Origin of the sequence: Anabaena sp. AL09, assembly GCF_001672255.1 — a bacterium.
Classification (GTDB): domain Bacteria; phylum Cyanobacteriota; class Cyanobacteriia; order Cyanobacteriales; family Nostocaceae; genus Dolichospermum; species Dolichospermum lemmermannii.
Genome location: NZ_LJOQ01000055.1, coordinates 13132 through 22535 on the forward strand (window position 1 = coordinate 13132; position 9404 = coordinate 22535).

Annotated in this window: 11 protein-coding genes; 3 read left to right on the forward strand and 8 right to left on the reverse strand. The window is 40.3% G+C overall.

What is annotated here, in order from left to right; all coding sequences use genetic code 11:
• Nucleotides 1-124: 124 nt before the first annotated feature.
• The 8 genes from AN490_RS10890 to AN490_RS10925 all read right to left on the reverse strand — a co-directional run bounded on the left by AN490_RS10890 (nt 125) and on the right by AN490_RS10925 (nt 6632).
• Nucleotides 125-961 carry a phycobilisome rod-core linker polypeptide gene (locus AN490_RS10890; RefSeq protein ID WP_300002985.1) on the reverse strand — a complete coding sequence of 279 codons (837 nt, stop codon included), beginning with the start codon at nt 959-961 and terminating at the stop codon, nt 125-127.
• A gap of 37 nt (nt 962-998) precedes the next feature.
• Nucleotides 999-1598: a HEAT repeat domain-containing protein gene (locus AN490_RS10895; RefSeq protein WP_300002988.1), complete on the reverse strand. Its 600-nt coding sequence runs from the start codon at nt 1596-1598 to the stop codon at nt 999-1001.
• Nucleotides 1599-1670: 72 nt separating this feature from the next.
• Nucleotides 1671-2501, reverse strand: a complete 831-nt coding sequence (locus AN490_RS10900) for a HEAT repeat domain-containing protein (RefSeq protein ID WP_300002991.1) — start codon at nt 2499-2501, stop codon at nt 1671-1673.
• A 16-nt stretch (nt 2502-2517) separates the two neighbouring features.
• Entirely contained in the window at nt 2518-2757 is a 240-nt protein-coding gene (locus AN490_RS10905; RefSeq protein ID WP_300002994.1) for a phycobilisome linker polypeptide, read from the reverse strand.
• Between the two features lie 49 nt (nt 2758-2806).
• Nucleotides 2807-3667 (reverse strand): phycobilisome linker polypeptide, encoded by an 861-nt coding sequence (locus AN490_RS10910; RefSeq protein WP_300002997.1) that lies wholly within the window; start codon nt 3665-3667, stop codon nt 2807-2809.
• Nucleotides 3668-3986: 319 nt separating this feature from the next.
• The gene (cpcA, locus tag AN490_RS10915; protein WP_148760690.1) at nt 3987-4475 is read right to left on the reverse strand and encodes a phycocyanin subunit alpha; all 489 of its coding nucleotides are present in this window, start codon (nt 4473-4475) and stop codon (nt 3987-3989) included.
• A gap of 82 nt (nt 4476-4557) precedes the next feature.
• Entirely contained in the window at nt 4558-5079 is a 522-nt protein-coding gene (locus tag AN490_RS10920; protein WP_300003001.1) for a phycocyanin subunit beta, read from the reverse strand.
• Between the two features lie 617 nt (nt 5080-5696).
• On the reverse strand, nt 5697-6632 hold the full coding sequence (locus tag AN490_RS10925; RefSeq protein ID WP_300003004.1) for an RluA family pseudouridine synthase: 936 nt from the start codon (nt 6630-6632) through the stop codon (nt 5697-5699).
• A gap of 226 nt (nt 6633-6858) precedes the next feature.
• Here AN490_RS10925 and AN490_RS10930 point away from each other — a divergent pair, with 226 nt between their 5' ends.
• The 3 genes from AN490_RS10930 (at nt 6859) to AN490_RS10940 (ending at nt 9340) form a co-directional block, all read left to right on the forward strand.
• On the forward strand, nt 6859-7899 hold the full coding sequence (locus AN490_RS10930) for a response regulator (protein WP_213720375.1): 1041 nt from the start codon (nt 6859-6861) through the stop codon (nt 7897-7899).
• Nucleotides 7900-8410: 511 nt separating this feature from the next.
• The gene (locus AN490_RS10935; protein WP_300003008.1) at nt 8411-8716 is read left to right on the forward strand and encodes an EcoRI family type II restriction endonuclease; all 306 of its coding nucleotides are present in this window, start codon (nt 8411-8413) and stop codon (nt 8714-8716) included.
• A 12-nt stretch (nt 8717-8728) separates the two neighbouring features.
• Nucleotides 8729-9340: an adenine-specific methyltransferase EcoRI family protein gene (locus AN490_RS10940; RefSeq protein WP_366925031.1), complete on the forward strand. Its 612-nt coding sequence runs from the start codon at nt 8729-8731 to the stop codon at nt 9338-9340.
• Nucleotides 9341-9404 lie beyond the last annotated feature (64 nt).

Consider the following 9404-nt stretch of genomic DNA (forward strand, 5'->3'; position numbering starts at 1 on the left):
GTACAGTTGTTAGTAGGGGCGAAGCATTAGGAAGATAAATTATCGGTCATTGCCAAAAATAGTTCTCCAAATGCTTCGCCCGTACAGTTGTCAGTTGTTAGTTGTTCTTACCAATAACTAATAACTAATTTTTGGCGTTAGCAGGAATATAACGATAAGGTAAAGAAACTGCTACAGGTTTAATTGTGGGTTGTTCTTGATGATCTCTGCTTGTATCAGGAATTTCGCTGCTACTAACAAAAGATTGGGCAGTGGCCAAACTCCGTTGGTAGTTGCATTCGTTGGTAATAATAGACCCAGCCATAATGAAGAAGTTGGCAGGAATTGCCCGACGGATATCTGCTGTAGTTAGTTGTCCTGATGTGCGGATGCTATAGTAGGAACGGCCAGCCATTTCGCGAATGTTTTGGGTATCGCGCCAGTCAGAACCATAACGGGGGTTAGCCAGGTTAAAGGGACGTGAACCAAAACGACGACGTTGGTAGGGGACAACATCATCACCAAAGTTGTCTATATACTCGTCTGATGCCAGTAAATCATCTATAAAGCCGTGTAAACCTTTGGTCGCAATGACAATTGACCAAGCGATTTCTTCGGCTTTGTTGTAAGCAGCCCGGCCTAAGAACCGTTTTAAGGTGATGTCAACTAAGCGATAGTTGGAGTTGGTATCTGCTACTTGGGTGCGGTAAACGTCTGATTTACCTAAACCCCGGATAAAATCACGCAGGGTAATTGCCCGATTTCGCAGTTGTGATTCTAAAGCGGTTTGCTTATAGCTGGCTAAAATCAGGTGTTCGCTGAAAATTTGGCGGTATGCAGCCCAGATGATGCTATCAATATCTTGATCTGAGGTAGCCCGATCTAAGCGATAAATAGTTGGGGTGTCTTCATTGGGAACTTCATAACCTTCTACTCGCTGGTTTTGCGATTTGGGCGCGTATTCTAGTAGTGGTATTGACATCTTGACTTTTACCTTGTTATATGGTATATAAATCAGTTTACTGGCTACAGGCCAACTGAACGCGAGCGCGAACTGCTTTTTCAGGATCGTTAGTCAGCATTAATTGAAATTTAGCAAGAATAGGCGATTGGACTAGAGCTACTTTTGCTAAAGCTTGTAATCCAACAATAGCAGCATAACGAATTGACCAGTCTGTATCTTCACAGATAAAGAGAAGTGTCTCTAGGGCGCGGTTGATGGCTATTTGACTGGCGGAAATGTCTAGCTTCTGCCAATTTAGATTTCCTAGTCCCTTAGCAGCGGCACGGCGAACACTGGGGGCAAAATCAGTCAGTGTTGTAGAGATGAGAATATCCAAAGCACGGGGATCTGCGATCGCTGCGAGAGTGCGAATTGAATAAGCCCGTGCGCCATAGTTATAATCATCAATTTGGTCTAGCAATTGTGGAACTGCTATTTCTCCCAACTGCGTCAATGCTGCTGCTGCCACTATGGCTGCTTCTGGATTGTTATAACCAAAGACAGCAATTAAGGTCGGAATTGCCGATGGATCTTTGGTTGCTGCCAGATTTTTAACTGCTGTCACCATCTGGGAAGGTGTGTCTGCTACGGTAATAGCCTGAATTAGTTCATCCATTTGATTAGTTGTCAGTGGTCAGTGGTCAGTGGTCAGTAGTTTTACAACTGACAATTAACAACTGACTACTGACTACAAGAGTGAATCCATGAGATTCATGACTCGGATAGCTTGTTCAGATATACCAAAAGTATCAGACTGTTGTGGCAGTTGATACTCTAATAATCCTTTCAAAGCGATAAGTTTAAAGCTATTTTCCACTTGCGCTTGGGCGATCGCTTCTGCTGCGGCCAAATACCCAATTGCCCCCAAGTCCCCCAAAACAATGCGTCGCATTTTTAAATCACCTGTGGCCAAAGTCTTCACTAATAACTCACCATAAATAGGGTCTTGTGTCAGTTGGTACATGGCTCTGGCGGCGGAGCATTGCAATCGAGGAACTGAATGCTTGAGAAAAGGCTGAACAAGGGAAATAGCCTCAGTTGCACCCATAGCTCCCAAGGCTTCTATTACTGCTGTATAGGGCTGGGCAAGGTGGGGAAAACCAGGTACTTGTAAAGCAGCCTCAACTCCCCCATCTAGCAGTTTTATCAGGACTGGTAATGCGGTTTTATCTCCAAGCATAGCTAAAGATTGGGCTGCTGCTTCGCGGACATAAAAATCAGCACATTCTAAACACCTAATCAAACCTGGTACGGCTTTTAAATTGCCTAATTTACCAAGCGCCCTCGCGGCATTACGCCGTAAGGGATAACCACCCAGTTCGGTTCTGTCAGCTTCATCCTCTAGCGCAGCAATGAGCGCGTCTATGGCTTCTGGCTGACGGACTCGGAACTTACCCAACCACCAAGCAGCATAATAGCGGAGACTTAAATCTGATGATTGCAGGTTAGCGATTGCTATCTCTGGTGTCAGATTTGGTGCATTCTCTACAGAATATTCTTCCCCACTGGTTTCTATCATTGCCAGGGCTTTATGCTTACTCTGCTACTGTCAAAGCTTCAATTTTGACGATTTTGCCACCTAAACGGGTAATCCGGCGCATTTCTTCATTCATCCGCTTATAGGGGACGGTAATAAATATGCTACCACTGCGGCGAATGTCGAATTTATTTTTGTCGGTTTCTTGGTTCTGTGTTAGGCCGACAACTTCGTAACGAAATACGCGGCTTGCAGATGAAGAAACACTACTAGCACCAAGTGTGGTTTGACCGAACATTACTTCTATATCTCCTATGATGAGTTTTGTCGGTGAACAACACCGGATCTTACGTGGAAATTACGCTGACAATTTTGCCGCCAACTCGGTTAATTTGCTGAATTTTTTCAGAAAGGCGCTCGTAAGGGACAATAAATACTGTGCTACTACGGCGGACGCTAGGATATCCTGGATTGCGAATACCTGTAACTTCAACTCGATAAGTACGATTTGATTCTCCTACAGCATTACCGAGATTTTGCTTAGGAGCGTTATCCGCAGATACACGGAAACCCCAATTATCGTTACTACCAGATGCTCCAACAACTGAGGAAGTCTGATTACTAGCTAATTCCCGTGCTAAACGAGATTTATCACCTTCGACTTGAGCCGTATCGCTGTTAGCATAACCACGATATAAACGGAACATCCGTGTAAAACCGGCTGTACTTTGTCCTGTTTGAGAATCAAAACCGCGATAGTAAGGAACTACGTTGTCACCAAAGCTATTTTGATATTCTTCAGAATCAATGTAGGAGTCAATTTCCGCGTCGTAACCTTGGTTAATATATAAGTCTAAGTGGTAAGTTACTTCAGACTCATTGTATGGTGCGCGACCCAACAAATGTTTATAGTTGAGTTCAATTAACCGAGTTTGGAAACTGTTGTAGAAGAATTTAGCTTTGTAGAGTTCTGATTTAGCAACGCTGCGAACAAACTCGCGCACGCTTAAATTCCCATCGCGTAAAAGTGATTCTGCACTAATCAGGCGATCTGATGCCAATATATAGTCATTTCCCAAAACGTGCCGATAAACAGCACGAATTACCGCTTCGACTTCTTCGCGGCTGGGGTTAGGGCGCAGTTCAACTCTGCGTGCGTCGCTAAAAGCCTCTGTTCCCAGTCTGGATGCTGCTGTTGTAATTGCCATATTTTTCCCCTTTATTGTGCCGAATTTTGGCTGAATAAAGCTTGGTTAGTGGTCAGTGGTCAGTGGTCAGTTGACTATTGCCTCTTGCCTCTTGCCTCTTGACTCTTGCCTCTTGACCTATTTTATTTGTAGATAAAACTATGCCCGGAGCCAGATCCAATTGCTAGGTGAACCAGAGTGATCTTGGAGATTTTAACGCCACTTAATTTCTAGTCAGAATATTTTCCAACTTACGCAGTGACTCCCCATGAATAACTGGCAAACCCCTTGAGGGGTAACTCCATCTAACAATTGTATCCCTCTCCGGGCATGACGCTATCTAGCTAAGAGCGTTGATTGCGTAGTCAATGTAGGTATTAGCTTCGTTAGCAGCTTGACCGCTCAAACCATGACTAGCTTTGATTGATTTCAATGCTTCTACGTACCAGCTAGGAGACAAATCAAACGCGCCGTTGATTTCAGTCAAACCAGCAATCAAGAACTCGTCCAAAGGACCTGTTCCACCAGCAACTAGGCTGTAGGTGATGATGCGGAGGTAGTGACCAACGTCACGAGCGCATTTAGCTTTACCACGGCTATCAGCGGCAAATTGATTGCCTGGTGTGGAGGTTGTGTAAGGGAATTTGCTGTATACAGCGCTGGTAGCGCCATCAATCAATTTTTGAGCGTTAGCGGTTAAACCACGAGCAGCTTCCATGCTGGCAGCAGCACGAACTAGACGACCATTAACTGCTTGTAATTCGGTGTTGCTTAAAAAGCGTCCTTGGGTATCAGCAGATGCGATTGCTTCGGTAATTGGTGTTTTCATTGGTGAAAATCTCCTAGATAGTTTCTTGCTTGTTTTACTGGGAAAAGCTCAATTAAGATTGGAGCTAATTTGTAATGAATTGTTAGGCAACAGCAGCCGCAGCGCGGTCGAAGTAGCTTGCAATTTCAGAAACCAAAGAACTGCAATCACCTTTGGTGATACCGTTAGGATCGTTAACGATACCGATCGCTGCTTCTTTCATTTTACCAACACCAACTGCTACGGAAGAACCAGGAGTACCCAAAGCTTGGTATGTTTCGCGCAAACCATTTAAGCAACGGTCATCAAGAACACTAGCATCACCAGCGATCGCTGCGTAGGTTACATAGCGGAGGATGATTTCCATGTCGCGTAAGCAAGCAGCCATACGACGGTTTGTGTAAGCGTTTCCGCCAGGAGCGATCAAGTTAGGTTGTTCTGCAAACAAAGAACGAGCCGCGTTGGTAACGATAGCAGAAGCGTTGCTTGTGATCCGGTTAACAGCATCTAGACGCTTGTTACCGGAAGCTACAACTGCGGTTAAAGCATCTAGTTGTTCGGTGCTGAGGAATTCGCCTCTAGCGTCAGCTTGGGAAACAACTTTGGAAAATACATCTAATGTCATGGACTCTAATCTCCTAAATTACTTAGTTGAGAGATGTCTAAATTAAAACTAATTTGGATCTGTTCGCAACGGATTCAAATCAAAGCGTCTCTCATTCTGTCTTCTCATCTACTAGTTTACAGTTTACAAACCAGAAATTATGAGAGTCAAGGGGAATTTTTTGAGAAACTGGCAAACTTGATGAATTGCCTGCTTTTTTCAACTTTCTCCTGTTGTTTAACCCCTACAGTTTATGTTTATACAATGCCATAGAGCCATTATTTGTTACAAATTATGAATAAATAATATCATCGCCTACAAACTAGCTCAAATCCTTTATATACAAGGATTACATCTGATAAAAAGTCAATATTTTTGTTGCACAACTTTACATTTTTTGACAACAATCGCAATATTCAGCAGTTAAAGATTGTTTTAATTTTCCAGAAACTCACTATCATAAATGGATTACAGCAGTTTTTTGTTGTATAAGTTTTAGCTAAGTTTTGTTAAGAATTGTTAAATTTACATTCTTAAATATTTGGGAAACCTGCTACTTTTTCCCCCCAGGGGGGATATAAATACTAAAAAAGCTATATTCACAAATTGAGAATAAATGGCTATTTTTGCAGAAATTCTTAATAAAGACCACTACGACGGCGCAACACTTCCAGTAAAGTTGCAAAGCTGCGGGGAAGGGGTGCTGTCACTTCCACCAAATTTCCAGCAACGGGATGTTGTAGCTGGAGTTTCCAAGCGTGTAATGCTTGTCCTGGCAAATTTACGCCGAGGGAATGACCAGAACTATAAATGGGGTCGCCAACGAGAGGATGACCCATTTTGGCACTGTGGACGCGAATTTGATGGGTCCGGCCTGTTTCTAGTTGAAAGTGAATTAATGTGTAATTTCCAAAGCGTTCTTTTACTCGCCAATGGGTGACAGCATTACGTCCACCATCTTCTATAGAAACGATGGCCATTCTTTTGCGGTCCTGGGGATTGCGACCAATGGGTAAGTCTATGCTTCCGGTTTCTGTTTTGGGGACTCCGTAAATTAAACCTAAATATTCTCTTCTGGCGGTTTTTGCTTGTAGTTGTGCTTGTAGATGTTGATAAGCCAGGTCTGTTTTAGCGATCGCAATCGCTCCCGTTGTATCCTTATCTAAACGATGGACAATTCCCGGACGCTGAATGCCACCAATTCCCGGTAAATTGGGACAGTGTGCCAAGATAGCATTAACTAAAGTTCCGTCAGGATGGCCTGGTGCGGGGTGAACAACCAAACCTGCGGGTTTATTGATAATAATTAACTCGTCGTCTTCATAGAGGATGTCTAGGGGAATATTCTCGGCGATTATTGCTAAAGGTTGAACGGTGGGAATTTCGAGAGTAATGAGATCGCCTGTTTTCAGGTTAATCTTCTTAGATGTGCAGATGAGATTATTAATTTGGACATGACCCTGTTCTATTAACTGCTGGATGCGAGAACGGGATAAATCTGATAACTCTTGGGATAGGTAACGATCTAGGCGATCGCTATTTTCGGTAACTTGGATATTATTAATTGCAGACACGATTAGGTATTGGGTGATTTAAGAAACATTGGGCTTAAAAATTAGAGGTGTTCGGATCAAACCTCTCTACTTCATTTTTTCATATTATGTTTAACATACTTTTTTATTTCTCCAAAAAATCTATAGTAACCTAAAAATAAGAATTCAAGAATTAGAATTTAAAACCTTTGTAAAATCCAGTAATTAAATGATCATGAGAGAAAATTTTAATGATCAATCTCAGAGTATGAATACAATTCCGATTAGTAGATATAGATTTTTCCAAAAGCTACAACCAATTACTTTATTAAAGAAGATTACTAATAATTCTTTTACTGGTTGTTTACAAGTCTTTAGCGAGTCGGGTGCATGGTCAATATATATGGATCAGGGTAAGTTAATTTACGCTGGTTACTCCGAAGAAATGTTTGAACCTCTTTACCGAAATTTACAGCAGTTAAGTCAGCAAATTTCTACTCTTCCTCTGGGTATCAACGAACAGGTACGGATGATTTTTGAAAAAGATATTGAGAATCAATCAATCCCCAATCCGGATTACTTAGCAATTTGTTGGTTAGTTGATCAAAAATATATTAGTCACGTCCAGGCTGCTTTGCTGATTGAAAAATTGGCGCTGGAGGTTTTACAACCATTACTGAACTTAGAATATGGCAGTTATGAATTTGTTCCTCATACTTTTTTAGATAATCTCCCTAAATTTTGTCATTTGAATTTAAGAACTTTAGTGGAACAATCTCAATCAGGGGTTAAGGTTGATGTTCAGGAAAATTTGAATTTTGAAAATCATTATCAGTCAAATTTACATAGCACATCTCAGGAGCAATTACCCAAAAATAATTCTGAGCAAGTTGATTCTGAACCACATATAAATCAGCCGATTAACCCTCAAGTTACTGCTAGAAAGAAATACAGTATTTTGGGTGTGGACAATGATTATAGCATATTAAATGCTGTGGAAAATTTTTTAGATGAGCAAATATTTTCTGTGCTGAAATTTATGGATTCTTCCCAAGCTTTGATGGAAATTCTGCGAGCGCAGCCAGATATAATTTTACTAAGTGTAGAAATGCCTAATTTAAATGGCTATGAAATCTGTTCTTTATTACGGAAGCACACGCATTATAAAAATACTCCTGTGATTTTGATGACTGAAAGAATGGGATTAAGAGATAGAGCAAAAGCTAAGTTTGTGAAAGCTAATGGTTATTTAGAAAAGCCTTTTTCCCAAGGAGATTTACTGAAAATAATTTTTCAACATATTGTTTGAAAAGTTATGGTTGATGTATCAAATATTTTTTACCCCACCCTAACCCTCCCCTTGTAAAGGGGAGGGAACTGGATTTTTATTGTTAGGGGGGTAGCAATGTGATGAAAATTACGGAATACCACTTTTCAAACATCCTCTTATAAAAAACATCATGCAAGCATACAAACTCAAAGGAAAAATTGATCAATCTGGTAACTTGCTGATTACCGAACCCGTGAATTTACCCCCCGGAAATGTGGAAGTAATAGTCTGGTAAACTACGAATACCCTTTAATATTTAATAGAATTTTCTTGAAGCCATTCTGATATGGTTTCTTGACTTTCTTAGAGGTTGTTTGAAAAGTATTATATGAAACCCATAATCTCCAAAAACCTAACCCCCCTTCCCCCCTTCCCTACAAGGGAAGGGGGTTTTTAAAGCCTCTCCCCTGGTAGGGGAGAGGTTTGGAGAGGGGTCTGTTTCCACATTAAAAACTTTTAAAACATCCTCTAACGAGTCCGTTAAACATCTTTGAGAAAAGCGATTCCTAGGTCGCGCTTCGCTATCAGTCAAAATCCATTTTCTTGTGCTTCCTTAACTGCGATTAATTTGATCTCTGCAAATTATGGAATGCCAATTAACACTAATCTATGTAAAAATAAATTTGTTAAGCATCATGATAAAACAATTATGCTTCAAGCAGCTTCAATTTATACACAAGGAAATGGAGAAAAATGGGATGCAAAAAAAATGTTTGATATTATGATTGAAGTGTCTAAGTCCTCTCTTAAGGCATTAGGTAGTGAAATATTTAACCAAATTACCAATAACGAATAATACGGGTTGATAATGGCAAGAAAAGTACAGCACTCTTTGTTGAAAAAAGCAAAACAAAACAAAAATGACGAGTTTTATACACAGCTTTCAGATATAGAAAATGAGTTAAAACATTATAAAAGTCATTTTAAAAATAAAGTAGTTTTTTGTAATTGCGATGATGCTCGGATTAGCAATTTTTTTAATTACTTCGCATCAAATTTCGCAGAATTGGGTATTAAAAAATTAATAACAGCTTGTTATAGAAAACAAGAAACGGATTTGTTTAATACCGAAGAAGTTGAAAATGGTTTTTTCTTTGAATATACAGGTGTAGAGGGAGAAAGAATTAAACCAAGTTCAACTGACATCGTTCATTTTAAAGGTGATGGCGATTTTCGTAGTGCTGAAAGTATCGAACTATTAAAGCAATCCGATATTGTTGTTACTAATCCTCCATTTTCATTATTTAGGGAGTATGTGGCTCAATTAATTAAATACGATAAAAAATTCTTAATAATTGGCAATATTAATGCTATCACCTATAAAGAAATATTTAAGTTAATTAAGGAAAACAAGGCGTGGTTAGGAATAAACCTTGGTAGAGGTATTTCAGGTTTTATGGCTCTACCGCTCCCTTTATGATATTTTCGGTAAAATATCCCTGAAACCCCTACACCGATTGGATTTGAGGTTTTAATATTTTCAA